Below are 25,020 nucleotides of genomic sequence, written 5' to 3'. Positions count from 1 at the left end.
CCAGTTCTATTTTTGGTTTCGTTTCCTAGACTACTTTTGATTGTTATTGGATATGAAAAAACGCGGACGTTAGTCTGCGTTTTTTTAGCGATGATTGGCTGTAATTTCAAATTTGTAATACTTCCAGTGTTTGTAAGTTTCAGTATATTCCATCACTTCACCGCTAGTACTGTTAGTAGTTGTTTTGTTTTGTAGTACAGCTGGTTCAGTCGCTTTTAATTTCAAATGAGTGGCAACCTCTTTTGGACATGGGCTGACAATTTCATTCGTTTCTACAAATGGTTCCTCGGACATGTGGATATTGTAGTCCAGTTTGAAGCGTTGATAGATTGATTGATAGTGCTCGAGTGGAGCATCTGGATTTTGGATATATCGTTGAGGGATGTATGAATTGTGGAAGATGTATGGAGTGTCTTCTGCTGCGCGGACGCGTACAATTTTATAGTAAAACTCATTCTTGTCAAGATTTAGTTTTTCAAGGATATCGGGTTTATTGCCTTTTTCGCACGAGAGAACAGTAACCTTATCCTTATCCATAGGAAAAATCTCAATATCAGAAAATTCTACAAGACGCCCTTTGCGTGAACGAGATACAAAGGTTCCTTTACCTTGTTGGCGAACGAGGTAGCCGTCTTTAACTAGTTCGTTTACTGCACGGATAACGGTAATGGAGCTAACATTAAATAGTTTTGTTAATTCAGATTCTGTGTAAAATTTGTCGCCATTTTCAAATTTGCCAGAAACAATCTGTTGGCGTAAGTCGTTTTGTATAAGTTGGTACTTCGGTACTTTCATACTTATTTCCTTCCTTTCCACAGCTTATTATACTAAATTAGTTGATGAAAATCAAAAAATATAGCTAAAATACCCACAAAAATATACTTTTTCACTTTATAAAGGTGATAAAAAATGGTAAAAAATTTTTTAAAAAGTACTGGACATAACCACAAAGAAGTGTTAGTATATTAATAGAAAAGTAAGCGGTTGCATCGGAGGAAGAAATGAAAGAATTTTATATTGGAGACCAATTTTATTTGGACGGTGAACCCTTTAAGATTTTATCAGGCGCGATTCATTATTTTCGTGTCCATCCTGATGATTGGTACCATTCTTTGTATAACTTAAAGGCCCTTGGTTTTAATACAGTTGAAACCTATGTCCCTTGGAATATGCATGAACCTCGAAAGGGTGAGTTTTGTTACGAGGGTATATTGGATATTGAGCGATTTTTGAAATTGGCTCAAGAATTAGGGCTTTATGCAATTGTACGTCCTTCTCCTTATATTTGTGCGGAGTGGGAATGGGGTGGCCTCCCTGCTTGGTTGATGAAGGAAGAGCTTAGAGTACGTTCGAGTGATTCGGTGTACTTGCAGCACTTAGATGAATATTACGCTTCTCTTATTCCTAAATTGGCCAAGCTCCAACTCGCACAGGGTGGAAATGTACTTATGTTCCAAGTGGAAAATGAGTATGGCTCTTATGGCGAGGAGAAGGAGTATCTAAGATCGGTGGCTGGCTTGATGCGTAAACATGGTCTAACTGCTCCCTTGTTTACCTCGGATGGTTCTTGGCGAGCAACATTACGTGCAGGAACACTGATAGAGGATGATGTATTTGTAACAGGAAACTTTGGTTCTAAAGCTAGAGAGAATTTTGCAAATATGACGGCATTCTTTAATGAACATCAGAAGAATTGGCCACTCATGTGTATGGAATTTTGGGATGGTTGGTTCAATCGTTGGGGCGATGAAATTATTCGTAGAGAGCCGGAGGAAATGGTTGATTCGGTTATGGAATGTATCGAATTGGGCTCCTTGAATCTGTACATGTTCCATGGTGGAACAAATTTTGGTTTCATGAATGGTTGCTCTGCTCGTGGTCAAATTGATTTGCCTCAGGTAACTTCTTATGATTATGATGCTATATTGGATGAAGCTGGAAATCCTACTAAGAAGTTTTATCTTTTGCAACAACGTTTGAAAGAAGTCTATCCTGAATTAGAGTATGCAGAACCGCTTGTAAAAGAGGCAAAAGCTTTTTCAGATGTGTCGCTTCATGGTAAGGTGAGTTTATTTGCTACTCTAAAAAATGTAAGCGGTTGCGTGAAAGGGTTTTATCCTAAGAATATGGAAGAACTTGATCAGTCAACAGGTTATATTTTATATAGAACAGAGCTGGAGCGGGATAAGACAGAAGCGGAACGTTTCCGAGTGGTTGATGCGCGTGACCGTATCCAAATTTATGCAGATGGAAAATTCGTTGCAACTCAGTATCAGACTGAGATTGGTGACGATGTTGAATTGGATTTTAAAGATGACAAGCTAAAATTAGATATTTTGGTAGAAAATATGGGACGTGTCAACTATGGGCACAAACTAACGGCTCCTACCCAGTCTAAAGGGCTTGGTCGAGGTGCGATGGCTGATTTACATTTTATTGGTCATTGGGAAACCTATCCTTTGCATCTTGAGTCAGTTGAGGACTTGGATTTTAGTAAGGGTTGGGAGGAAGGTCAAGCTGCTTTCTATCGTTATCAGTTTGAACTGGGTGAACTTGCGGATACTTACTTAGACATGACAGGTTTTGGTAAGGGAGTTGTTTTCGTTAATAATGTAAATATTGGACGTTTTTGGGAAAAAGGGCCAATCCTCTATCTCTATATTCCAAAAGGATACTTAAAGAAAGGAGCGAATGAAATAATTGTCTTCGAGACAGAAGGAAAATATAGAGAGAAGATTCATTTTTCACAAAGACCCGTTATAAAAGATTTATGAAGAAAAGGAGAACACTGTATGGCAATTATTGCTACACGTATTGATGGTCGTTTGATCCACGGTCAGGTTGCTAACTTATGGACGACGAAATTGAACATCGGTCGTATCATGGTTATCGATGATGCTGTTGCTCAAAATGACATTGAAAAACAAGGACTGAAATTAGCATGTCCTCCAGGTGTAAAATTATCGATTTTACCGATTGAAAAGGCTGCTAATAATATTAAGGAGGGCAAGTATGATAGTCAACGTCTCTTGATTGTTGCTCGTCGTCCAGAAAACTTCCTTCGCTTGGTAGAGTACGGGGTTGAGCTCCCTGAGTTGAACGTAGGGAATATGTCTCAAACTCCGGAAACTCGTTCTGTAACTCGTTCTATTAACGTTGTAGATAAGGATATTGCAGATTTTGATGCCTTGGCGGCTAAGGGTGTAAAATTATTTGCACAAATGGTACCTGGCGATTCACCAAAAGACTTTATGCCATTATTGGATAAGGTTAGATAACATTCGGATATTTTTGAAAAATTTAAAGGAGGATCACTATTATGCAATGGTGGCAAATATTACTTCTAACGCTCTACTCTGCTTATCAGATTTGTGACGAGCTGACAATTGTATCGTCAGCAGGTTCACCAGTCTTTGCAGGGTTTATCACTGGTTTAATCATGGGGAACATGGAAGTTGGCTTGCTAATTGGTGCAAGTTTGCAGTTAGTTGTCTTGGGAGTTGGTACTTTCGGTGGTGCGTCACGTATTGATGCAACATCTGGTGCGGTTCTTGCAACAGCTTTCTCTATTTCACAAGGTTTAGATCCAGAAATTGCCATTTCCACTATTGGCGTACCAGTTGCAGGGTTGTTGGTTTATACAGATATTTTGGGTCGTTTCACTACTACTTTCTTTGCCCATCGTGTAGATGCAGCAATTGAACGTTTTGACTATGCTGGTATTGAACGCAACTACCTTCTTGGTGCAATTCCTTGGGCACTTTCTCGTGCACTTCCAGTTTTTCTTGCCCTTGCTTTTGGTGGTGGTCTTGTAGAAACTCTTGTCACTACGATTGAGTTGCCTGAATACAAATGGATTGCAGCAGGCTTAACTCTTGCAGCTCGTATGCTTCCAGGTCTTGGATTTGCAATCTTACTTCACTATCTTCCACTTAAACGCAACCTTCACTACTTGGCATTCGGTTTCGCCCTTACAGCGATGTTGACTGTTCTTTACGGTAACGTATCAGCTTTGGGTGGTGCAGTTGCTGGTATCGTTGGCACTCTTCCTGAAGATGCAGGCGTAAGCTTTGTCAATAACTTCAAAGGTTTGTCAATGATTGGTATCGCTATTGTGGGTGCATTCCTTTCAGTGCTTCACTTCAAAAATAGCCAAAAAGTAACTGTAGTTGCTCCATCAAATTCAGAAAGTGGGGAAATTGAAGATGACGAAATCTAATTACAAATTAACAAAAGAAGATTTTAATCAAATCAACAAACGTAGCTTGTTCACTTTCCAACTTGGTTGGAACTATGAGCGGATGCAGGCATCTGGCTACCTCTACATGATTTTGCCACAATTGCGTAAAATGTATGGAGATGGTACTCCTGAGTTGAAGGAAATGATGAAATTGCATACTCAGTTCTTCAATACTTCACCATTCTTCCATACCATCATTACAGGTATTGACTTGGCACTTGAAGAAAGTGATGGCGTCGCTTCTAAAGATGCGGTTAACGGTGTTAAGACAGGTTTGATGGGACCATTTGCCCCAATTGGTGACTCAATATTTGGTTCTCTTGTTCCAGCGATTATGGGGACTGTGGCTGCTACTATGGGTAAAGAGGGATCTCCAGTTGGTATCTTCCTTTGGGTAGCAGTAGCCATTGCCTATGATATTTTCCGTTGGAAACAGTTGGAAGTTGCCTACAAAGAAGGTACTAAGTTGATTACAACCATGCGCGATCGCTTGACAGCTCTCGTTGATGCAGCATCTGTAATGGGTGTCTTCATGATGGGTGCCTTGATTGCAACTATGATTAACTTTGAAGTAACTTGGGCTCCAGCTATTGGAGAAAAAGTGATTGATATTCAAGACATTCTGAATACTATCTTCCCACGTCTAGTACCTGCAATCTTTACAGGATTTGTCTTCTGGCTTCTTGGTCGTCGTGGCATGACTTCGACTAAAGCTATCTTGATTATTATTGTGCTCGCACTTGGCTTGTCAGCAATCGGTCACTTCCTATTTGGTATGGTATAATGGTTAGAAGTTTAGTATTAGTAAGTCATGGTATCTTCTGCGAGGAGTTGAAAAAATCTACTGAAATGATTATGGGTCCTCAAGAGGACATCTACACAGTAGCTTTATTACCAGAAGAAGGTCCAGAAGACTTCCAGAAAAAATTTGAAGAAACAATTGCAGGATTGGAAGATTTCGTTGTCTTCGCAGACTTGTTGGGTGGTACACCAGCCAACGTCGTATCACGAAAATTGATTGAAGGTGGGCAGTTTGACCTCTATGCAGGTATGAATATGCCAATGGTTATCGGATTCTTGAACGGCGTCCTGCTGGGAGAGGCTGTGGATTATGTAGAATTTGGGACAAGCAACCTAGTTCATGTCAATAGTCTATTAACAAGTGATGAAGATGACGATGAGTGAGACAGTCAGGGAAGTTGAAACAGTTTGGGGAACTGTTTCAACTGGTCACCTTGAAATGAAAGAGTGACCAAAGACAGCCTGAGCCTAGAAACGGGAGAGCGAGGTAACTCCAGTGGAGTTTTTCAGCCCGAGCCTAGAAATAAGAGAGCGAGGCTAACTCAGCCTATTGTTACAGACGGATTTGATTTTCGTTAATTATAAAATGTTCTATAGTTGATAGGCTTTAAGTATCCTGAGGCTGGGCAGAAAGTCCAGCCTCGCTTCTCAGAGTTCGAGTCAACAACTAGAAATAAAGACTTGTTGACGAACTCTTTTTAGACTGGTCGAGTTCTTTCCCACTCCCATTTGGCTTATGAGGAAAAGAAATGATTGAAGTAAAAACATTTGGTGAAAAAGCAAAACTGTATTACTTGGAAAACAAGAATGGCATGCAGGTAACCTTGACAGATTTTGGTGCCAGAGTGGTGGGAGTGTTCCTTCCTGTGGAAGAGAATGGCGGTTTACGAAATGTCAGTTTGGCGGCTAAGTCGGATGAAGATTACCGCAAGACAGATTTGTATCCTGGTTCAACAATTATCCCAGTAGCGGGGCGTATTTCAGGAGCCCAAGCTGAGATAAAGGGAACAAGCTACCATTTTACAGAAAATGAACCTGGTAGGACTCTACACGGTGGGGTTGACACGGCAAATGAGCAGTACTGGGACGTTGAGCTAGACCATGAGAGAAATCAAGTGACCTTTGCTATGGTCCTAAAAGATGGTTTTAATGGCTTTCCTGGTGATGTGAGGGTCAAGGCTATTTATTGTTTGACGGATAAAAATGAATTGACAGTTGACTACCAGGCTGTATCGGATAAGGATACGATTTTTAATCCGACCAACCATATCTATTTCAACTTGACTGGTGATTTTCAACGGTCAGTTGCCGAGCACCGTATTAAAATTGCTGCGAATCACTATGCTCCGCTTGGGGAGGATAACCTGCCAACGGGTGTCTTAGAAGATGTGACAGGGACGCCGTTTGATTTTAGAGATTTTGCGCCTTTTGCTCAGGGATTTGATAGCCAATATCCTCAAAATGTATTGGTAAAAGGCTATGACCACCCATGGTTATTGGAAGAGGTGGATATTCCGGTAGAAGTTTTGAGTCCAGATGGGAAAATTGGACTCAGTGTCAAAACCAACCAGCCTGCGGTCGTTATTTATACATATAATTTTCCTGTTGAAGCTTTGACCTGTTACCACGGTGTCTTTAGTTTAGAGTGTCAGGCCTTGCCGAATGCGTGCAATGTCGATGGATTTGGTTCGATTTTGTTAGAGCAAGGAGAAGAATTTCTGTCTAAAACGACCTATCGTTTTACTTGGTAAAAAAATGGGGACTCTAACTGTGTTGCAGTTAGGGTTTTCTTGTGTTTTCTAGAAAATATGGTATAATAAACCGGTGTGTTTCAATCGAAGCAGGCGAAAGAGGAAAATAATGACAAAAGAACAAGAATTTTTAAAAGAATTTGAAGCTTGGGTCAACACTCAGGTCATGGTAAACGAGATGGCGGTTGAAGAAAGTCGTCGTGTCTTGGAAGAAGACAAAGATGAGCGTGCAGCGGATGCTTATATTCGTTATGAGAGCAAGCTGGATGCCTATCGATTCATTCAAGGGAAATTTGCCAACTACCATGCTGGCAAAGGTTTTCATGATTTACCAGATGAGTTGTTTGGTCAAAGGCATTATTAATCAGACGGGAGAGAGATGAAAAATGGGAAAAAAGAAAGTAAATCGAAAAAAACAATTGAAAAAACAATTAGCAGACTTGAAACGTGCAGGTCGTGTAGGTCTTGAAACTGCTCGCGGAGCTGTTGAGACAGTCGCACATCAGGCTGAAACTTTCGTAGAACATTCTGTGGAACAAGTGAAAGAAGTTGTAGCAGAGGTGATTTCTTCAGCGACTTCATTGGAAGACTTTTTGGCACTTCCTGAGTTGGAAGGCATTGCGGCAGCACGTTTGGAAACCTTCTACGAAGCAGGTATTCAATCTGTGGCTGATTTTGCAAACCATACAGAAAAAGAGCTCTTGGCTCTTAAAGGCATCGGTCCTGCAACCATCAAGCAGTTGAAAGAAAAAGGGATTGAGTTGAAAGCCTAATATGGTGTAAACCAACTGAATGGAGTTGGTTTTTTCGTTCTTCTTGCTATAATAGAATTAGAATATTCAAGGAGAAAAGCTGATGGCAAAGAAGAAAAATCGGAAGAAAGAGATGAGACACGCTAAACATAATGGAGATAATATTATACAGTTTAGTGATTTTCAATCTCCTAATTCTCTAAGCCAATTGTCGCAAACAGATATGCGTAAAGCATTGGAGTTGACTAGAGGATTTTTTGTAACAGATGATGAGTTTTATATTGATGAACTAAGGGAGCTGTTGTATTCGGCAGGAAGTAAGGATGCGGAAACGGAGTGGTTCGAGGAGATTATGGAAATATCCCAGAAAAAGCACCGCATTCGAGAGTTAAAAAAACTGCTTGCAACTTATCCCAATTATCTGGAGGCAAAATTTCAATTATTGTTGGAAACTGGGGATGGAGTGATTGATCGAGCATATTTAGAGAAAATGCTGGTGATACAGGATGAAATAGTTGAACAATGGGCAGAACTAGATTACTCCGATTGGTTTTCCGTTGAGGCTAGGTCAGTCTTGCAAATGATTGGTTTTTTAACAGAAATTTACCTGCTCAACGGTTTTTCAAATTTAGCTTTAAAACTGGTTGAACTTCTTCGTTCCAAAATTGAGGAAGGATTTCCACCGGGCTATTTTCATACCATGTTAGCTACCTATCTTCATTTGTATCAATTTGATGAAATTGAAAGTCTTTATCGGTGGTCACTTGAGAAGGACTGGGAGGACGATGGCGTTTTGGTTTATCAGATTATGGCCCAGTTATTACAAGGAAAATTTACAAAGGCGGAAGAGTTGTTTAAGCGATTAGCTGACTTAAATAGCAAAGCGGTTGAGGCCTTTCAATCAGACAGTTGGCTGGATCTTGTGACTGTATCCACGCAACTGTCTTATTACAAACCATACACGGTTCACTCTATCTATATTGCTTTAAATACCGCAACCATGTTCTTAGAAACAAAACCGTTTTTAGTTGAGGGAATGGTAGCCTTGGCGGAATCCTATGCGAATACATTGCCAAATTCTCCTAAGAAATTTAGAAAATTTTTGGATTTAGAAGGGTTAGGACATTCAAGAGCAATAAATCTCTTTTACGGAGGGATACATAGCAAGGCTGATTTTAAGAAAAGGACAGAGCAGGAAATATTGTCCATAAAAGGAATCGGTCCAGGAACAATCAAAAAATTAAAGGAAAATGGTGTTGTTTTCAAAAAAGAGAGTTGATTGCTTTTTTCTAAATATTTTGATAGAATAAAGCCAATCAGAGGTGTTTTGGGCTCCATTTGTTACAGGAAGCGGTGGTACTGAGAAATCCGCACAAATGTCAAAACTGGTTGCTGATGGTGTGAATCGAATAAGCAAAGTGCAGATAATGTATCTGAACAAGGGTGGTACCGCGGAATAATTTCGTCCCTGTCTAGCAAGTCTAGGCGGGGATTTTCATTTGTAAAGGAGAAATATGCTACATCATGTTGAAATTTATGTTTCTGACTTGGAAACTTCGCGTGCATTTTACGATTTTCTTCTGACCAAGCTGGGCTACTCGCTCTATCAGGAGTGGGAGGAAGGGTTGTCTTATAAAAAAGCAGAGCAATACCTGGTCTTTGTCCAAACGCCACAGGATTTCCTAGAGGCAGGTTATCACCGGTGCCGTACAGGTCTCAATCATCTAGCCTTTCATGCAGGCACACCTGATGAGATTGACCAATGGCGGAAGGAATTTTTGACCAGACGAGTCAAACTGCTCTACGACGACCGTTATCCCCACGCAGGAGGGCCAAATCACTATGCCCTCTATTTGGAAGACCCAGATGGGATTAAGATAGAGTTGGTGGGGGAGGAAAGATGAATCTAATTATTATTGGAGCACAAGCTTCTGGCAAGATGACCATTGGGCAGGAAGTTGAGAAGTTAACTGATTTGGTTTTGTTTCATAATCATGAATCAATCGATTTCGTAACAAAATTTTTTCCAATGTCTGACGAAGCGAGAGAACTTATTAATGATATTCGTATGAAGTTTTTTGAAACCTCTGCGAAAACTGATTTGGGTTTGATTTTTACAGTTGTTATTGACTTTAATGATCCAGCAGATATTTCTTTTTTAGAGAATATTCAAGAGATTTATCACAGTAGGAATCAAGCTGTTTTGTTTATTGAATTGGAAACAGAGCTGCAAGAACGTTTAAGAAGAAATGTGACCGAAAATCGTTTGCAACATAAACCTTGGAAAAGAAATATTGAGTGGTCTGAAAAAGATATTTTAGATACAATGAAGTTTGCAAACTTTAATCCAGAATTTGCGCCGAAGCAACTTGACCATTATCATAAAATTAATAATACCCACCTTACTGCCAATGACGTAGCTCAACTGATTATCCAAAAAATAGAAGAACTTGAGCAAGAACAAACGAAATAGCCAGCCCAAAGGACTGACTATTTCTAGGAGATTATATGAAAAAGAAAAGTTTTGCTATTTCTAGCTTGAAGATAGTATAAACCAATTTTCTTAAAGAATACTAAAGGAGAAAAAATAATGTCAAAAGAATTATCACCGAAATACAATCCAGCCGAGGTTGAGGCTGGTCGTTACCAAACTTGGTTGGACCAAGATGTTTTTAAGCCGTCAGGCGATGCGGAGGCTAAGCCTTATTCGATCGTCATTCCGCCGCCAAACGTAACTGGTAAGTTGCACTTGGGACACGCTTGGGATACCACTCTTCAAGACATCATCATCCGTCAAAAACGCATGCAGGGCTTTGATACCCTCTGGCTTCCAGGTATGGACCACGCGGGGATTGCCACTCAGGCTAAGGTTGAGGAGCGCTTGCGGGAGCAAGGCGTGACCCGTTATGACTTGGGTCGTGAAAAATTCCTCGATAAAGTCTGGGAATGGAAGGATGAATATGCAGCGACCATTCGTGAGCAATGGGGCAAGTTGGGTCTGTCTTTGGACTACCAACGTGACCGCTTCACGCTGGACGAAGGCTTGTCGAAAGCCGTTCGCAAGGTCTTTGTAGAACTCTACAAAAAAGGCTGGATCTACCGTGGCGAATTTATCATCAACTGGGACCCAGCAGCCAGAACAGCTCTTTCTGATATTGAAGTTATCCATAAAGATGTCGAAGGTGCCTTCTATCACATGAATTATATGTTGGAAGATGGTTCTCGTGCCCTTCAAGTTGCAACAACTCGTCCGGAAACCATGTTCGGTGACGTTGCGGTGGCGGTTAACCCAGAAGACCCACGTTACAAGGACTTGATTGGCAAAAACGTTATCCTGCCAATTGTTAACAAGTTAATTCCAATCGTTGCGGATGAACATGCAGATCCTGAATTTGGTACAGGGGTTGTAAAAATCACTCCTGCCCACGATCCAAATGACTTCCTCGTAGGTCAACGTCACAATCTGCCACAAGTCAACGTTATGAATGAAGACGGTACCATGAACGAGTTGGCAGGTGAATTTGCAGGTATGGACCGCTTTGAAGCCCGTAAAGCAACGGTTGCGAAGTTACAAGAACTGGGTGCCCTTGTCGAAATCGAGAACCGTGTGCATTCAGTAGGTCACTCTGAACGTACAGGTGTGGTAGTCGAGCCTCGTTTGTCAACCCAGTGGTTTGTTAAAATGGACCAGTTGGCGAAGAATGCCATTGCCAACCAAGACACAGCTGACAAGGTAGAATTTTACCCACCACGTTTCAACGATACTTTCCTACAATGGATGGAAAATGTACACGACTGGGTAATTTCACGTCAGCTTTGGTGGGGGCATCAAATCCCTGCCTGGTACAACGAGGCCGGTGAGATTTATGTGGGAGAAGAGGCACCAAAAGGAGATGGCTGGACTCAGGACTCAGATGTGCTTGATACTTGGTTCAGTTCTGCCCTTTGGCCATTCTCAACCATGGGTTGGCCTGACGAAAATGCGGCTGACTTCCAGCGTTACTATCCAAATTCAACACTCGTAACTGGTTATGATATTATTCCCTTCTGGGTATCTCGTATGATTTTCCAAGGAATCGAATTTACAGGAAAGAGTCCATTTAAAAATGCTCTTATCCATGGTCTAATTCGTGACGAAGAAGGTCGCAAGATGTCCAAGTCGCTCGGAAATGGTATCGACCCAATGGACGTCATCGAGAAATACGGTGCGGACGCTTTGCGTTGGTTCTTGTCAAACGGCTCTGCTCCTGGTCAAGATGTTCGCTTCTCTTATGAGAAGATGGATGCTTCTTGGAACTTCATTAACAAGATTTGGAACATTTCTCGCTATATCCTCATGAACAATGAAGGGGTGACCTTGGATGCGGCACGTGAGAATGTTGCCAAAGTTGCAGCTGGAGAGGCTGGCAACGTGACGGACCGATGGATTCTCCACAATCTCAACGAAACCATTGCCAAAGTCACTGAAAACTTCGACAAGTTCGAGTTTGGTGTGGCTGGTCACATCCTCTACAACTTCATCTGGGAAGAGTTCGCCAACTGGTATGTCGAGCTGACCAAGGAAGTGCTTTACAGCGACAACGAGACTGAGAAAGTCATGACTCGCTCTGTTCTTCTCTACACGCTGGACCAAATCCTTCACCTGCTCCACCCAATCATGCCGTTTGTGACGGAAGAGATTTTCGCCCAGTACGCAGAAGGCTCTATCGTGGTGGCGGCTTACCCTGTGGTCAACCCAGCCTTTGACAATGCGGAAGCCCATAAGGGAGTGGAAAGCCTCAAGGATCTGATTCGTTCGGTGCGAAATAGCAGAGCAGAAGTCAATGTTGCGCCATCTAAGTCGATTACCATTTTGATTAAGACGGCAGATAGCGAGCTTGAAACCTTCTTCAAGTCAAATGAAAACTACATCCGCCGCTTTACAAATCCAGAACATCTGGAAATCAGCTCAAGCATCGCTGTACCAGAATTAGCCATGTCAGCCGTTATCACCGGCGCTGAAATCTTCTTGCCACTCGCCGACCTCCTCAACGTAGAAGAAGAGTTGGCTCGTCTAGACAAAGAACTTGCCAAGTGGCAAAAAGAACTAGATATGGTCGGAAAAAAACTCAGCAACGAACGCTTCGTCGCCAACGCCAAACCAGAAGTCGTTGAAAAAGAAAAAGAAAAACAAGCCGACTACCAAGCTAAGTATGATGCGACAGTAGGACGGATTGAAGAGATGAAGAAGTTGGTGGGGTAAGTTACAGAATATAATTTTATATAGTTTTTATGAGATAAAAAGAATGTTAGGAGACAAATGAAAAATATTATGAACATATTAATTGTATTTATCACATATGGTATACCAGTGCTGTCTTTTGTTTATCAGATTTGTAAAGACTTGGCGGACAAAAAAGCAGTGGAGAATATTGTAAATAACTACCGTAATACCAATAATTCTCAAATTGATTTAAAAGATGTAAATGTGCAAAATGGGAATATCGTAATAAATAATTCTCAAAATATAAATACAGTACAAAAGAAAGAAATTGATAAATTTAATGAGGAAAGACTTGAGAATTTGAAATTTTTAGCCAAAATATTATATAATTTGTCAACTATCTTTATATTAATATTGTTTGGATTCAATACTTATATGGTTCTAGAAACAAATAATGCAACAATTCCTTCTCTGTTTGAAAGTTTAAGAAATCGGGAATTCAGTTTATTAGCAAATGTTTTGATGATGGCTTTAAATAAAACTATTAATAATTCTTTTGCTATGCTTTGCTCATATTCAATTTTAATATTTTCCAAGTATATCATTCAAAAATATAAAAAATCATCTATTATTGGCTTTTTTATAAATATTATTTCCTATATTTTTGCTTTAGCATTTTTGAACAATAATGTACTAGATAAATTGAACATTGCTATAGCAATTATAATTTATATTATTGTTATTTTGAGTATTTTCTTCTCGTTAAGTATTTTTGTTTATAGGCTAGCTGGTTTAGAGCGGAAATATCAAGCTTCCTATAAAAGCAGAGTGGTGAATTACTTTCAAACCATTTGTACTTTAATTCCTCCTATAATAGTTATCTTGGTAAATTTCTTTATCAATTAGAAGATGTTGTAAAGCTTCCTGATACGGAATAGTGAACGGCCTGACTGAGGGTGCTTTGGTTTTATGGAAATGAGCGAGTCTATTGTCTTGCACTCCGCTTTCTATCTTCAGGCGATGCCATCCAAGCCTATATCAACCAAGAATCAGGTAAGGCTATTCAGTCGGTTAACAAACAAGATATTCTTGGAGAGTGGTTGTTAAGAGGTGTTTTCCAACTAGCTGAGCGTGAGGTACTGACAGGGAAAAAATTAGAATCTCTGGAAATAAATGGTATTCGATTAACCAAATTCAAAAATGGTGAAATCGGTATCGAATTCATCTGGATTGATACGGAAAATCCACCAGCAGATGCGATTGGCTGGGTTAGTAGAAAAGGAAAAAAATGACAAATATAAATAGCAAACTAAAGGTCCACCTCCCCTCCCTCATCCCTTTCGGTTTTATCCTCTCCAACAATCGTTACATCTACCGTGAGGTGTTCATGGAGGGGCAGTTTGAGGCGGTGGTGGAGGTTGATGAGGCTGGTCAGCTGTCGTCCTTTGTCTGGGATTGTGAGATGGAGGAGGTCTATACTGCTCATCTGGTGACTGCGCCAGCTGGGGCTTTTGTGGGGCAGGTGAGAGAAAGCTATCAGTCCATTTTGGTTCGAGTAGAGGAGGCTTGCTGTATCGCTCTGCCATTTTCCAAAGACCAAAGCAACCGCATAGCCCAGCTCATCAAGGAGAAGTGGGGTGACCTACCTGATTATCCCTTTGCCAAGTCGCCAGAGACAGGTTCTTTTCGCCACCCCTCCAATAATAAGTGGTACGCTTTGGTGACTCAGGTCAAGCGGGGACAGTTGGATGGGAGCACTGACCAAGAGCTTGTGGAGATTGTCAATCTCAAGGTTGATGGTCGGGAAATAGCAGAGCTGCTGAGTCAGTCGGGCATCTTCCCAGCCTACCATATGTCCAAGAAGAGCTGGGTGTCGGTCTTGCTCGATGATACTGTGGAAGATGAAGCGATATTAGCCCTCCTTGAGAAGAGCCGCTATCTTATAGGACCAAAATCCTACAAGGCGGAGCAAGGGCCTGATTACTGGGTCATTCCAGCCAATCCAAAGGTCTATGATATTGATACTGAGTTTGCGGAAAATAAGGTAGTCTATTGGTCGCAAAAATCAACCATTCAAGTTGGGGACATCGTAGCCATCTACGTGACGGCACCTGTACAGGCTATTCGCTATGTCTGCCGTGTCTTGGGGGCGAACTTGGAAAATCATGCACAATCAGACATTCCTACAGAAAAGAAACTCATGCAGGTGGAATTGCTCGCTCAGTTTTCCGATGATGTTTTGCCGAGAGCGCGCATGATGGACTTGGGGGTCAGGGCAGTGCGTGGTCCTAGACGCTTGACAGAGGGTGTGATAGAAGTACTGACATCCGAAGTGAAAAAACCTCCATTAAATTATCAGAATATTTAATAAAAAGACTTTACAAGTAGGTAAAAAAGAGTATAATAAGGTGTATAAATTTTAAGGAGGTAAGGTATGAAGAAAAGCTTCATTCATCAGCAAGAGGAGATTTCTTTCGTCAAAAATACATTTACGCAGTATTTGAAAGACAAGCTAGAAATTGTAGAAGTGCAAGGACCGATTTTGAGTCGTGTCGGGGATGGGATGCAGGATAATTTGTCCGGTGTGGAGAATGCGGTTACTGTTAATGTGAAGTTGATTCCAGATGCGACCTATGAAGTGGTTCACTCGCTTGCTAAGTGGAAGCGTCATACCTTGGCTCGATTCGGTTTTAATGAGGGAGAAGGGCTCTTTGTTCACATGAAGGCTCTTCGTCCTGACGAGGATTCCTTGGATCCCATTCACTCAGTATACGTGGATCAATGGGACTGGGAGAAGGTTATTCCTGATGGCCGTCGGAATTTAGCTTACTTGAAAGAAACAGTGGAGCAGATTTACAAGGCTATCCGTCTGACAGAATTGGCAGTTGAAGCTCGTTATGACATTGAGTCTGTTTTGCCTAAGAAAATCACCTTTATCCACACGGAGGATTTGGTCAAGAACTTCCCAGAATTGACACCAAAAGAGCGTGAGAATGTGGTTGCCAAAGAATACAGCGCAGTTTTCCTAATCGGTATTGGTGGTGAACTGGCAGACGGTAAACCACATGATGGACGCGCCCCAGACTATGATGACTGGACAAGTCCATCAGAAGCAGGCTACAAAGGACTCAATGGAGACATCTTGGTTTGGAACGAAGTACTTGGTTCAGCATTTGAGTTGTCCTCAATGGGGATTCGTGTGGATGAAGAAGCGCTTAAGCGCCAGGTTGCTATTACAGGCGACGAGGACCGTTTGGAATTTGATTGGCATCGTGCCCTTTTGAATGGTCTCTTCCCGCTTTCGATTGGTGGCGGTATCGGTCAATCCCGTTTGGCCATGTTCTTGCTTCGTAAGAAACATATCGGTGAAGTGCAGTCAAGCGTTTGGCCACAAGAAGTGCGTGATAATTTTGAGAACATTTTATAAGAGATTGGCTTCAATCTCTTTTCTTCTGCTTTCAATCTGCTATCTGAAAACATTTACAACAAGATTATCTGTGATTTTTACGCCAATCTATGATATACTTTTTTAGTTAAATTAAAATATACAGAGGATATTATGACAAAACTTAGAGAAGACATCCGTAACGTAGCCATTATTGCCCACGTTGACCACGGAAAAACAACCCTCGTTGATGAATTATTGAAACAATCCCAAACGCTTGATGAGCGTACGCAATTGGATGAGCGTGCCATGGACTCAAACGATATCGAAAAAGAGCGTGGTATCACTATTCTTGCTAAGAACACTGCCGTAGCTTATAACGGTACTCGTATCAACATCATGGACACACCAGGACATGCGGACTTCGGTGGTGAGGTTGAGCGTATCATGAAAATGGTTGACGGTGTTGTACTTGTCGTGGATGCTTACGAAGGGACTATGCCACAGACTCGTTTCGTATTGAAAAAAGCCCTTGAGCAAAACTTGACTCCAATCGTGGTTGTTAACAAGATTGACAAACCTTCTGCTCGTCCAGAAGAAGTTGTAGATGAAGTGCTTGAACTCTTCATCGAATTGGGTGCAGATGATGACCAGTTGGAATTCCCAGTGGTCTACGCATCAGCTATCAACGGTACTTCATCTTTATCTGACAATCCAGCAGACCAAGAAGAAACAATGGCACCAATCTTTGATACCATCATCGAGCATATCCCTGCACCAGTGGATAACTCAGATGAGCCTTTGCAGTTCCAAGTATCCCTTTTGGACTACAATGACTTCGTAGGTCGTATCGGTATCGGTCGTGTCTTCCGTGGTACTGTTAAAGTTGGTGACCAAGTTACTCTTTCTAAACTAGATGGCACAACGAAAAACTTCCGCGTTACAAAACTCTTTGGTTTCTTCGGTCTTGAGCGTAAAGAAATCCAAGAAGCAAAAGCTGGTGATTTGATTGCCGTTTCTGGTATGGAAGACATCTTCGTTGGTGAGACTGTGACTCCGACAGATGCAGTTGAGGCACTTCCAGTTCTTCGTATCGATGAGCCAACTCTTCAAATGACTTTCTTGGTGAACAACTCACCATTTGCTGGTCGTGAAGGTAAATGGGTGACATCTCGTAAGATTGAAGAGCGCCTTTTGGCTGAGTTGCAAACAGATGTTTCTCTCCGTGTTGACCCTACTGACTCTCCAGATAAATGGACTGTTTCAGGTCGTGGTGAATTGCACTTGTCTATCTTGATTGAAACCATGCGTCGTGAAGGCTATGAGCTTCAAGTATCACGTCCAGAAGTTATTATCAAGGAAATTGACGGCGTGAAAATGGAGCCATTCGAGCGCGTGCAAATCGATACTCCAGAAGAATACCAAGGTTCTATTATCCAATCCCTATCTGAGCGTAAGGGTGATATGTTGGATATGGTTGCGACAGGTAATGGTCAAACTCGTCTTGTTTTCCTAGTGCCTGCGCGTGGTTTGATTGGTTATTCAACAGAATTCCTTTCAATGACTCGTGGTTATGGTATCATGAACCATACTTTCGACCAATACTTACCAGTAGTTCAAGGTGAAATCGGTGGCCGCCACCGTGGTGCTTTGGTTTCTATCGATCAAGGTAAGGCAACGACCTACTCTATCATGCGTATTGAAGAGCGTGGAACGATCTTTGTCAACCCAGGTACTGAAGTGTACGAAGGAATGATTATCGGTGAAAACTCACGTGACAATGACTTGACAGTTAACATCACAACTGCTAAACAAATGACCAACGTTCGTTCAGCTACCAAAGACCAAACGTCTGTAATTAAGACACCACGTATCTTGACCCTTGAAGAATCACTAGAATTCTTGAACGATGATGAATACATGGAAGTAACGCCAGAATCTATCCGTCTTCGTAAGCAAATCTTGAACAAGGCAGAGCGTGATAAGGCTGCGAAGAAGAAAAAATTAGCGACTGAGGAATAATTTCTAGGAGAAGAAGCATGTTTTATTTAATCCTTGCCATCATGTTAGTACTTTTTTATATTTTTATTGCACCTCGCAATATTAAGGGGACTATGAATTTGATTGCGGCAGTATTTTTACTGGTAGCATTAGCGATTGCCTTGGTACTTGGATTTTTAAGAATCATGCAATTTCCAAAGGAAATTTGGGTTGGTCTACTAATGATTCTGATTGGTTTTTGGGCGATGCGGGATATTTATCAATTAAATGACGATACAAAATTTTAGCAGAGTCTTTGATTTTTGAATACCGTAATACGATATTACTAAGGAATTTTATCCAGCTTTTTGGACAGTAGTGGCAATCTATTAGCTAAAGAAATTATATTCTGTGATACATCTTGAAGAAGCTCTCGTTATTTATAATAAATGACAAGCGCATTTTCAAGGTGTTTTTATGTAGATAAATTTTAATACTCAATGAAATCCCCAAAACCCAAAATAGCAAGTTCTTAGTACAGTCATTTAAATTAACTCTGATACATCGCCACTTTCGGCTTGCCATACTCTACGAAAGTGACTTGTTTCGCAAGTCTTATTTCCAACCTAGAACAGCCTCTAGGCTGTTCTAGCTACCTGCACCTCGGTTCCTTGTCTGAAAGCTAATTCATTCGACCATACAAGGCAATGAGCTGCCGCCGCCAACTTTTGTCAACATCTTAGCAATTTGCGTTTTACAGTCCGAAGCTGATCTCTATAATTGACGGAAGCGGGAAAGACATCCATACATTAAAGTAATTAAAGACAAATTAAATAACTATATTAGCCATTAACACCTAAATGAGAGGGATTCGTTTTATAAAATATTGCTAACAGTTTTCCCTTAGAAAACTCATATTACTAGACAATAAATGGAAACTATAGTAAAATACCAAATATTGTTATTAAGTTGCACCTCAATTTAATTGTATAATATTTTGGTAAAAGAGAGGAAACGCAGATGGATGTAAAAGATCTTCGGAAATTAAAGCGAATTGAGTTATATGAGATTATGTTGGCTCAAAGTGAAGAGATTGATTGCTTGAGAAATCAACTTGAGAAGATTAAAACAGAGTTGGCTGATAGAAGAATTATGATTAGTCAATCTGGCTCCATAGCGGAAGCTTCAATAAAACTGACTAATATTTTTGAAGAAGCGCAAAAAGCTGCTGATCTATATCTCTATAATGTGAAAAACAAAATTGGTGATGTTCATGAATAGTTCAAACCTCAGGGGAAAGGAACTTCCAAAAACTTCAGAATTAAAAGAGCTATATCAGCATGAAAGATATAGACATACATTTTGGAGGACAGTGAAAAGTACAGTGTTTATGTTGGTAGTAGTTGCAGCATTTGCAATACTAATCGCTGTATTATTTTTGCCTATTTTGAGAATATACGGAGATTCAATGAAAGGAACCCTGAATAGTGGGGACATCGTTGTATCAGTAAAGAGCAATGATTTTGAAAGCAGTGATGTTGTTGCTTTTTATTACAATAACAATATTCTGGTCAAGCGCGTCATCGCTGAAGCTGGGGATTGGGTGGATATGGATAAACAAGGGAATGTTTATGTCAATAATCAAAGATTGGACGAGCCATATTTGGTAAATAGGGATTATGGTCATACAGATATTGAGTTTCCCTATCAGGTACCGGAAAATCGAATCTTTGTCATGGGAGATAACCGGAAAGAGTCCATTGATTCGCGAAACAACGCTATTGGTACAGTCTCTAATGAACAGATTGTTGGTAAATTGGTTTTTAGAGTATGGCCTTTGACAGAGATGGGAGTAATTGATTAAAAATGATGAACTTAAAGTTAGATAGTTAAAGCAATTTAGGGGGAGGAACATGCAAAATAATTTTAAGTTTAAAAGATTATCTTTATGGCAGAAAAAATATAGAAAATTTGTTAATTTTGTAGCTGTTGTGGTTGTATTTGTAACAACGTATGCATTGATTTTACCAGCTCTGACACTGGACCAAGATAAGGTAAATCAAACTTCTGGTATAAATACTGGCTTGGAACAGTTACCATCAGACAGTAGTAGTATATTAGAAACGAGCACTGAATCTGGGATAAAAGCTGTTGTCGAACCACATCAAACGGAAGCTTCTACCCAAGTTGATTCACCGGTATCAGTATCTGCAGACGAGAGTAGTAAGAATATTTTTGACCAAGAACGGATTACCGAACCAACTACAATGGTTTATAGTTCTCATGATTATGAATTGACTGCGGAATTTGATGCTACTGCTCAATTTCCAAAAGGCGTTGAGTTGATTGTTAGAGAATTGGATAGCCAATCAGAAGAATACCAAGCACATTATGAGAAAACGAAGGAGAATCTTGGGGTTAAAAACTTGGTATATGCACGATTCTTTGATATTCATTTTTCTTTTCGGGGGCAAGAGGTCGAGCCGGCAGCCCCTGTGAAGATTAAGATTATAAACAAGGAATTGGTTCGACGACCTGATGATAGTAAGCTGAAAATTGTCCACTTTGAAGAGAATAGCCAGATAGAGGTTCTAGAGGCTGAAACGAAGGAAAATGAGCAACAAATTTCCGAGATTAGTTTTGACGCTAGCCATTTTTCTGTTTATGGTGATGTATTAGCAAATTATTATACTGTCAAGTTTACCTATATTGACACAGTGGGTCAAGAACAAGTCATTACGAGCTTGATTGATAAGACTGTAGGGACGACACTCGGTAGTTTGCCAGAAGCGCCTTTTAAAAACGGTTATGTATTTTCGCATTGGATTAATAAAGCTACTGGTGAGCGGATTGATGAAAATACGGTGATTACCGGCGATCTGACTGCTGAAGCGGTATTTAATAATATCAATATTTATACTATTGATGTTACATACTTCTACCACAATGTTTCTAAAAACCGAGATATTACGATTGATAAGGAAACTGTTCAGCTGGAAGTTAGTGATACTCCGTATCAACTGACGCCACCTGCTTCTACGGAGGTGAGCAATAAAGAGGACTCCTCCTTACCAGCAGTGGCTATTTACTACCCTGAAAAACCCATTCTTGAGTTCACTGGAGATAAGTTAGAAGAACTAGACTTAGCAGATGGAGTAGATGATAATCGCATTTCTGAACGTGTCAAGTTTGTTCCATATAATGCTGAGTATGAAGTTGTTTATAAACTTAAGAATCTGACTGGTTCAGGATATTCTGATATTCAGACAGTTCCTACTCGTGGAGTTCTAGGTTCAACTGTTACGCCACAAATCTTAACATACAGTTATGCTGACTTTGAGCGCGTTGATACTAAAAAAATCGATAGTGCTAGTGGTCAAAAAATGTATGTTTATTATACTCGAAAAAACTTTACACTTTCTTATAATTCCAATGGTGGGAGTAATGTTTCACAACAATCTGGTCTGTATGATAGCCGGATTAAGATTTCGACAACTACCCCAACTAAAGAAGGATATACATTTGAAGGTTGGTATGATAATCCTGACCTGACTGGTAGCAAGATTACGAATTCCCTCGCTTTAAAGAAAGATACAACTTTGTATGCGAAGTGGACACCGAATTCAGTTGCTTATACAGTTGTTTATTATAAGCAACAATATGATAATGTTACGGGAACTATTAAGTGGGTTTACGATAGTGCCAAAGAAGCTACGGCAAAAGTAGGTACGACTGTTTCTGCAACAAATGCACCGACTATTTCCACTAATCTGCCTTATCATGAAGTAGATGCTACTGAAAATGCTACCTCAACTGTTGAGATAGCAGCAGATGGCAGTTCAATTTTGCCGGTTTACTATAAGTTAAAGAGATACACCTTTGTGTTCAACTTGAACGGACCTGCTTATTGGAATACGGGCCGTATCAGAATTAACAATGTGACCTATAATCTTTCGAATTACACTATCCCGAATGTAGTTTTAGGACAAGATATTTCTAGTCTTTGGCCCTCTTCTTCAGAAGAAGTTTATGATGAGTATGGAAATTATTTTTTTGATTACTGGAGGGAGTCACGTTCTAAAACTAAGCGGTTCGAGGTAACACCTGATCTATTGAACTTAGCAAGTGAAAATAATCTAATCTTTCAAACGGCAGTTTGGATAAATTCTGGGACAAGAGCCTCTGTTGAGTATTGGCTACAATCAGCTGATGATCCAAATCTTTATGTCCTGTCGAATAAATACAGCCAGTCCTTTATTCGGACAGGTGGACTGACAGCTAAGGAAATCTTTGGATATACTTATCAGGGGAATTATACCCCTCCTGGTTATCAAGCGTCTCAAACAAGATGGAATCCCTATGTATATCGCTTTTACTATAACAGAACAAATTACAAGATAGATTATTACTTTAATGGTAGTCGGTTAAGGACAATTGATAGGATTCCGTTCGAGCGTAGTATTGATGATTCTACTCATAATTACATACCAGAACGACCAAACAATGTTGACCCAGACTATACATGGGGTGGTTGGTATACAGATTCGTTATTGACAGAGAAGTATAACTTTAATAAAATGCCTGCCAATAACTTAGTTCTCTATGCTAAGTGGATTGCTCCAAAATTTAAGGTTACTTTTGATATCAACGGTGGTAATGGAACCGCCCCTGCCGATCAAAGTGTTGAAAAATACAAATACGCTAAGGCCCCTGCCGATCCAACGAGGGAGCATTATAATTTCCTTGGTTGGTATACAGAAGATGGTAAGCTCTATAGTTGGAGTGACCAAGTAACCAAAGATGTCAAATTAACTGCTAAGTGGGAGTTGAAACCATTATCGTATACTGTTCGTTATCTGGAGGCTGGGACAAATGCGAAATTGGCTGCCGATAAAATGGTCACGAGTTCAGCACTTGCGTTGAACCAGATAATCACAGAAAAAGCATTAGGGATCACTGGTTATCGTCCAGATAAGAATAGCCAAACGATTAACCTGAATTTTAATGGGAATGAAGTAACTTTCTACTATACACCGAAGGTCAAAGATGTTACCTATACTGTCAAATATGTTTTGAAGGATAATCCTGCTATTGAGGTTGCACCATCTGTGACCCGCCAGGTTGATGGAAGTATCATCCACGCCAAAGAAGCTGCTGCAGATGTGAATAAACAGCATATGAAAAATCAGTCAGGTATTACGGATGATATGCTGGAAATGGATTACTATCCAACTGTAAATACTCAAGGCTTGGTGCTAACTTCTAATGCAGCAAATAATGTGATTATTTTTGAATATGTCGGATTTGATACTCAAACCTTTACGGTAAATTATTTGGATATGGATGGTAAGAAAATCGATGGACAAGAACCATTGGTGATTTACCGAAAGAAACCGGGGAGTTTTGTGGTGGATCATAAAACCATAAGTGGTTATACCTATAATCATTCGTTAGACAGTGAGAAAGTAGCTGATAGGACAGTGTACCGTGTAGGTAAGGGTGGTCACATAACCATTAATCTCTATTATAAGAAAAACTTAATACTGACTGCATTAGACAAGTCTAAAGTTTATGATGGCACTGCTCTATCAAGTTCGGGTCTATCTGATTTAAAACCTACTTACAGTGCAGCATTGAAAGCAGGAGACAATCTGACTGCCGTCCGTTACGATGGTAGCCAAACAGATGCAGGAGTTAGTGCTACAACGCCTAAAAATGCTAAAATTATTGATGCGACTGGGGTTGATCGAACCAACTTCTATCATATAACCTATCAGCCTGCTAATCTGACTGTAGAGCAACAACCAGTTGTCGTAGTGATTAAAGGTGAGAAGAAGTCGAAGGTCTATGATGGCGAGACAGCAACTATAGGATATAAAGTCACCGAAATCCAAGATACTAGCGGTCTCTATAAAGAATCTGACATCAGCTTTAATGGTGCAAGCGCCGAACAGACAGTTAAGAAAAAGGATGCTGGTATTTACCCACTATCTTTGCAAAATAGATTCTCTAATAGTAATCAAAATTTCAAGGTTGATTTCTTGATTTCTGATGGGGAATTACGGATCGACAAACGTCAGCTGACCATAACATCTGATTCTGCTAGCAAGGATTATGATGGCAGCGAGCTTCGTGTTGACAATATCACTGTATCAGTACCCGCTGGAGTTGACTACACAGATTTTGTCGATGGCGAAGGAGTTGTTCCAACCTTCCTGGAAGGTCCAATTGATCCCGGAATGAAGCCAAACTACTTTGATTACGCTCCAAAATCTGGCACCAATTTAGCCAATTATGAACTAGACATTCAGTTTGGCCGGTTAAAGGTTAAAGATGTCATTAACATTCAGAAAACGGATTTAACATGGCAGGCTTTGTCAGGTGGCAAGTTTGAATTGACCAAGTGGGATGGTTTGAACTGGGCTCAGGTGGACGGGACGCAGGAATTTGCCATTACCAGCAAAGATGGTATTCGGATACCAGTAGGCTTAGAAGCAGGACGCTACCGTCTGCAAGAATTGGCAGCACCTGATGGTTTTATTGTCTTGGATAGTTATATCTACTTCAGCATCAAGGAAAACTTTAACGAAGATAAAACATCTTCCTTCTACACTGTTGCCTTGTCTGATGAAGCGGGCAATGATGCTAGTCCAGAACGAGCAACGCTTACCAAGGTTAGTGGTGATGCCAGCCATCGCATCCAAGTGGCCAATGAGCAGGGCAGAGCCTTGCCAAGCACAGGTGGAGATGGACAGAAGTGGTTTATTCTTTCTGGCCTTGTCCTCATAGTCATCTCCTATCTGATGCATCTGTTTGTTCAACGTAATCGGGAAAAGAGGTCCTAGGACTGATTTCATGCTTACATAATTAAAGTATCACAATGGGAGTTGCAGGATTTCATATCTGCT

At 40.5% G+C, this 25,020-nt stretch carries 21 protein-coding genes and 1 pseudogene; 21 read left to right on the top strand and 1 reads right to left on the bottom strand.

Features of this window, described 5'->3' with window-relative positions:
* Positions 1 to 84: 84 nt before the first annotated feature.
* Complete coding sequence (locus tag ODU39_RS06525; protein WP_004194099.1) at positions 85 to 795, bottom strand: GntR family transcriptional regulator; 711 nt, start codon at positions 793 to 795, stop codon at positions 85 to 87.
* A gap of 206 nt (positions 796 to 1,001) precedes the next feature.
* Here ODU39_RS06525 and ODU39_RS06520 point away from each other — a divergent pair, with 206 nt between their 5' ends.
* The 21 genes and pseudogenes from ODU39_RS06520 (at position 1,002) to ODU39_RS06420 (ending at position 24,957) form a co-directional block, all read left to right on the top strand.
* On the top strand, positions 1,002 to 2,774 hold the full coding sequence (locus tag ODU39_RS06520) for a beta-galactosidase family protein (protein ID WP_398580122.1): 1,773 nt from the start codon (positions 1,002 to 1,004) through the stop codon (positions 2,772 to 2,774).
* Between the two features lie 18 nt (positions 2,775 to 2,792).
* Entirely contained in the window at positions 2,793 to 3,278 is a 486-nt protein-coding gene (locus ODU39_RS06515; protein ID WP_004194095.1) for a PTS sugar transporter subunit IIB, read from the top strand.
* Between the two features lie 38 nt (positions 3,279 to 3,316).
* Positions 3,317 to 4,219 carry a PTS mannose/fructose/sorbose/N-acetylgalactosamine transporter subunit IIC gene (locus ODU39_RS06510; RefSeq protein ID WP_024399825.1) on the top strand — a complete coding sequence of 301 codons (903 nt, stop codon included), beginning with the start codon at positions 3,317 to 3,319 and terminating at the stop codon, positions 4,217 to 4,219.
* On the top strand, positions 4,206 to 5,024 hold the full coding sequence (locus ODU39_RS06505; RefSeq protein ID WP_004194091.1) for a PTS system mannose/fructose/sorbose family transporter subunit IID: 819 nt from the start codon (positions 4,206 to 4,208) through the stop codon (positions 5,022 to 5,024). The genes ODU39_RS06510 and ODU39_RS06505 overlap by 14 nt, the downstream gene beginning before the upstream one ends.
* Positions 5,024 to 5,425 (top strand): PTS sugar transporter subunit IIA, encoded by a 402-nt coding sequence (locus tag ODU39_RS06500; RefSeq protein ID WP_004194089.1) that lies wholly within the window; start codon positions 5,024 to 5,026, stop codon positions 5,423 to 5,425. Before ODU39_RS06505 ends, ODU39_RS06500 begins: the two co-directional genes overlap by 1 nt.
* A gap of 365 nt (positions 5,426 to 5,790) precedes the next feature.
* Positions 5,791 to 6,792: an aldose epimerase family protein gene (locus tag ODU39_RS06495; protein ID WP_136647402.1), complete on the top strand. Its 1,002-nt coding sequence runs from the start codon at positions 5,791 to 5,793 to the stop codon at positions 6,790 to 6,792.
* Positions 6,793 to 6,901: 109 nt separating this feature from the next.
* Positions 6,902 to 7,156, top strand: coding sequence for a DUF1912 family protein (locus tag ODU39_RS06490; protein WP_002943432.1), 255 nt, complete (start codon positions 6,902 to 6,904; stop codon positions 7,154 to 7,156).
* Positions 7,157 to 7,178: 22 nt separating this feature from the next.
* On the top strand, positions 7,179 to 7,565 hold the full coding sequence (locus ODU39_RS06485; RefSeq protein WP_398580121.1) for a helix-hairpin-helix domain-containing protein: 387 nt from the start codon (positions 7,179 to 7,181) through the stop codon (positions 7,563 to 7,565).
* Positions 7,566 to 7,647: 82 nt separating this feature from the next.
* A complete protein-coding gene (locus tag ODU39_RS06480) occupies positions 7,648 to 8,823 on the top strand; it encodes a helix-hairpin-helix domain-containing protein (RefSeq protein ID WP_398580120.1) in 1,176 nt (391 codons plus the stop codon).
* A gap of 235 nt (positions 8,824 to 9,058) precedes the next feature.
* Positions 9,059 to 9,448: a VOC family protein gene (locus ODU39_RS06475; protein WP_398580119.1), complete on the top strand. Its 390-nt coding sequence runs from the start codon at positions 9,059 to 9,061 to the stop codon at positions 9,446 to 9,448.
* On the top strand, positions 9,445 to 10,017 hold the full coding sequence (locus ODU39_RS06470; protein WP_105106264.1) for a shikimate kinase: 573 nt from the start codon (positions 9,445 to 9,447) through the stop codon (positions 10,015 to 10,017). The genes ODU39_RS06475 and ODU39_RS06470 overlap by 4 nt, the downstream gene beginning before the upstream one ends.
* A gap of 117 nt (positions 10,018 to 10,134) precedes the next feature.
* Positions 10,135 to 12,786 carry a valine--tRNA ligase gene (locus tag ODU39_RS06465; RefSeq protein ID WP_398580118.1) on the top strand — a complete coding sequence of 884 codons (2,652 nt, stop codon included), beginning with the start codon at positions 10,135 to 10,137 and terminating at the stop codon, positions 12,784 to 12,786.
* A 57-nt stretch (positions 12,787 to 12,843) separates the two neighbouring features.
* The gene (locus ODU39_RS06460) at positions 12,844 to 13,653 is read left to right on the top strand and encodes a hypothetical protein (protein ID WP_105178976.1); all 810 of its coding nucleotides are present in this window, start codon (positions 12,844 to 12,846) and stop codon (positions 13,651 to 13,653) included.
* A 92-nt stretch (positions 13,654 to 13,745) separates the two neighbouring features.
* Positions 13,746 to 14,039 (top strand): annotated as a pseudogene (locus ODU39_RS06455) (hypothetical protein); the annotation flags it as partial.
* Positions 14,036 to 15,115 carry an MmcQ/YjbR family DNA-binding protein gene (locus tag ODU39_RS06450; protein ID WP_105256655.1) on the top strand — a complete coding sequence of 360 codons (1,080 nt, stop codon included), beginning with the start codon at positions 14,036 to 14,038 and terminating at the stop codon, positions 15,113 to 15,115. The pseudogene ODU39_RS06455 and the gene ODU39_RS06450, both read left to right, overlap by 4 nt.
* Positions 15,116 to 15,181: 66 nt before the next feature.
* Complete coding sequence (gene asnA / locus ODU39_RS06445) at positions 15,182 to 16,174, top strand: aspartate--ammonia ligase (protein ID WP_105256656.1); 993 nt, start codon at positions 15,182 to 15,184, stop codon at positions 16,172 to 16,174.
* A 132-nt stretch (positions 16,175 to 16,306) separates the two neighbouring features.
* Complete coding sequence (typA, locus tag ODU39_RS06440; protein WP_398580117.1) at positions 16,307 to 18,154, top strand: translational GTPase TypA; 1,848 nt, start codon at positions 16,307 to 16,309, stop codon at positions 18,152 to 18,154.
* Between the two features lie 17 nt (positions 18,155 to 18,171).
* A complete protein-coding gene (locus ODU39_RS06435) occupies positions 18,172 to 18,420 on the top strand; it encodes a DUF3165 family protein (protein WP_004194480.1) in 249 nt (82 codons plus the stop codon).
* 712 nt (positions 18,421 to 19,132) lie between these two features.
* The gene (locus tag ODU39_RS06430; protein WP_398580116.1) at positions 19,133 to 19,393 is read left to right on the top strand and encodes a DNA repair protein; all 261 of its coding nucleotides are present in this window, start codon (positions 19,133 to 19,135) and stop codon (positions 19,391 to 19,393) included.
* Complete coding sequence (lepB, locus tag ODU39_RS06425; RefSeq protein ID WP_398580115.1) at positions 19,386 to 19,976, top strand: signal peptidase I; 591 nt, start codon at positions 19,386 to 19,388, stop codon at positions 19,974 to 19,976. Before ODU39_RS06430 ends, lepB begins: the two co-directional genes overlap by 8 nt.
* 49 nt (positions 19,977 to 20,025) lie before the next feature.
* On the top strand, positions 20,026 to 24,957 hold the full coding sequence (locus ODU39_RS06420; RefSeq protein WP_398580114.1) for an InlB B-repeat-containing protein: 4,932 nt from the start codon (positions 20,026 to 20,028) through the stop codon (positions 24,955 to 24,957).
* Positions 24,958 to 25,020: the final 63 nt, after the last annotated feature.

The organism is Streptococcus sp. 2021WUSS126 (assembly GCF_044427255.1).
Taxonomy (GTDB): domain Bacteria; phylum Bacillota; class Bacilli; order Lactobacillales; family Streptococcaceae; genus Streptococcus; species Streptococcus hashimotonensis.
This window is presented reverse-complemented; position numbering and strand designations above follow the sequence as displayed.

Bases quoted from the DNA above. Each gene is read 5' to 3' on its own strand.
- ODU39_RS06525 (WP_004194099.1), bottom strand. From the start codon at position 795: ATGAAAGTACCGAAGTACCAACTTATACAAAACGACTTACGCCAACAG.
- ODU39_RS06520 (WP_398580122.1), top strand. From the start codon at position 1,002: ATGAAAGAATTTTATATTGGAGACCAATTTTATTTGGACGGTGAACCC.
- ODU39_RS06515 (WP_004194095.1), top strand. From the start codon at position 2,793: ATGGCAATTATTGCTACACGTATTGATGGTCGTTTGATCCACGGTCAG.
- ODU39_RS06505 (WP_004194091.1), top strand. From the start codon at position 4,206: ATGACGAAATCTAATTACAAATTAACAAAAGAAGATTTTAATCAAATC.
- ODU39_RS06500 (WP_004194089.1), top strand. From the start codon at position 5,024: ATGGTTAGAAGTTTAGTATTAGTAAGTCATGGTATCTTCTGCGAGGAG.
- ODU39_RS06495 (WP_136647402.1), top strand. From the start codon at position 5,791: ATGATTGAAGTAAAAACATTTGGTGAAAAAGCAAAACTGTATTACTTG.
- ODU39_RS06490 (WP_002943432.1), top strand. From the start codon at position 6,902: ATGACAAAAGAACAAGAATTTTTAAAAGAATTTGAAGCTTGGGTCAAC.
- ODU39_RS06485 (WP_398580121.1), top strand. From the start codon at position 7,179: ATGGGAAAAAAGAAAGTAAATCGAAAAAAACAATTGAAAAAACAATTA.
- ODU39_RS06480 (WP_398580120.1), top strand. From the start codon at position 7,648: ATGGCAAAGAAGAAAAATCGGAAGAAAGAGATGAGACACGCTAAACAT.
- ODU39_RS06475 (WP_398580119.1), top strand. From the start codon at position 9,059: ATGCTACATCATGTTGAAATTTATGTTTCTGACTTGGAAACTTCGCGT.
- ODU39_RS06470 (WP_105106264.1), top strand. From the start codon at position 9,445: ATGAATCTAATTATTATTGGAGCACAAGCTTCTGGCAAGATGACCATT.
- ODU39_RS06465 (WP_398580118.1), top strand. From the start codon at position 10,135: ATGTCAAAAGAATTATCACCGAAATACAATCCAGCCGAGGTTGAGGCT.
- ODU39_RS06460 (WP_105178976.1), top strand. From the start codon at position 12,844: ATGAAAAATATTATGAACATATTAATTGTATTTATCACATATGGTATA.
- ODU39_RS06450 (WP_105256655.1), top strand. From the start codon at position 14,036: ATGACAAATATAAATAGCAAACTAAAGGTCCACCTCCCCTCCCTCATC.
- asnA (WP_105256656.1), top strand. From the start codon at position 15,182: ATGAAGAAAAGCTTCATTCATCAGCAAGAGGAGATTTCTTTCGTCAAA.
- typA (WP_398580117.1), top strand. From the start codon at position 16,307: ATGACAAAACTTAGAGAAGACATCCGTAACGTAGCCATTATTGCCCAC.
- ODU39_RS06435 (WP_004194480.1), top strand. From the start codon at position 18,172: ATGTTTTATTTAATCCTTGCCATCATGTTAGTACTTTTTTATATTTTT.
- ODU39_RS06430 (WP_398580116.1), top strand. From the start codon at position 19,133: ATGGATGTAAAAGATCTTCGGAAATTAAAGCGAATTGAGTTATATGAG.
- lepB (WP_398580115.1), top strand. From the start codon at position 19,386: ATGAATAGTTCAAACCTCAGGGGAAAGGAACTTCCAAAAACTTCAGAA.
- ODU39_RS06420 (WP_398580114.1), top strand. From the start codon at position 20,026: ATGCAAAATAATTTTAAGTTTAAAAGATTATCTTTATGGCAGAAAAAA.